The sequence below is a fragment of the Mesorhizobium sp. genome (assembly GCF_017306585.1).
In the GTDB taxonomy this organism is placed as follows: Bacteria; Pseudomonadota; Alphaproteobacteria; order Rhizobiales; family Rhizobiaceae; genus Mesorhizobium.
On sequence record NZ_JAFKIC010000307.1, the window covers coordinates 1 to 1,163 of the forward strand.

The window sequence follows — 1,163 nt, forward strand, 5'->3', positions numbered from 1 at the left end:
CTAGAGTATCCGTGATTGTCAAGGAAGTGATGGGGTCCATTTTCTGCGGTCCCTGAGCAATGCGTTGGCGAGGACGATTATCTTTCGCATGATGGCGGTGATGGCCTTCTTGGGTGGTTTGCCGGCGGCGACGAGGCGGTCGTAATTGGCTTTGAGGGGCTGGTTGAAGCGGATGGCGACAAGAGCGGGCATGTAAAGCGCCTTGCGGACGCCGGCCCGGCCGCCGCGGATGAAGGCGCGTCCGGTCCAGTTGCCGGACTGCCTGGCGACGGGTGCGAGGCCGGCGAGGGAGGCGGCCTTGCCGTTTTCCAGTGTGCCGAGTTCGGGCATGTCGACGAGCAGCGCGAAGGCGGTGATGGCCGAGACGCCCGGGATCGAGACGAGGATGTCGAAGCGGCCGGCCAGGTCCGGGTCGGCCTTGATGAGGGCCATGATCTCGGTCTCGATGGCTGCGATCTGGCGCTCGATCTGTCTGAGCTGCTCGCCATTGTGGCGCCTGAGTATGTCAAGCGTCAGGGTCTTGGCCCTGTTCTTTGCCGCCGTGCGGTTCTTCACCAGCGCCTCGCGGGCCATGGAGAGATCCTTGAGATCGGCCAGGATCGGGCTACGAACAGGCCGGGCTTCCAGCTCCAGCAATGCACCCATGCGCGCCAGCATCGCCGCATCCAGCCGATCCGTCTTGGCGAGCCTGCCGGTGGCTTCGGCGAAGCGCCGGGCCTGGCGCGGATTGACCTTGACGAGGGCTGCGCCGGCATTGGCCAGCCTACGCTCGAAGGCCCGATGATAGGGGCCGGTAGGCTCGTAGACGGTCCGGGCACCCACGTCGTCCAGCCAGACGATGAATGCCGCGTGACCGGCCTTGTCGTTGGCAAAACGGCGGCTCGAACCGTCGCTCATGCGGTGGGCGTCGAGATGGTCTTTCGAGATATCAACGCCGATGGTATCGTTTGTCATCTTTCGCTTGTCCTGTGCTTGTCGTCCGCAGCCGGGCTGCGGGTATCCGTTCAGGCCTCAAGGGAAAGACGAGGGCGATCAATCTCTAGCTCGACCCGTCAAACGGTCAGCATTTCACCGATCCGACCCTCGCCGCTGAGGGAGGGCGGCTACCCTCTCCCAGCGGACTCTTCTTCGCCCATTCGGCAGCGAAAGTCATAAGACAAGCA

General features: G+C 63.7%; 1 protein-coding gene. It reads right to left on the reverse strand.

The genetic code is table 11. The annotated features are described in order from the left end of the window. Nucleotides 1-18 precede the first annotated feature (18 nt). Nucleotides 19-954: a transposase gene (locus J0I79_RS33870; RefSeq protein WP_292870182.1), complete on the reverse strand. Its 936-nt coding sequence runs from the start codon at nucleotides 952-954 to the stop codon at nucleotides 19-21. Nucleotides 955-1,163: the final 209 nt, after the last annotated feature.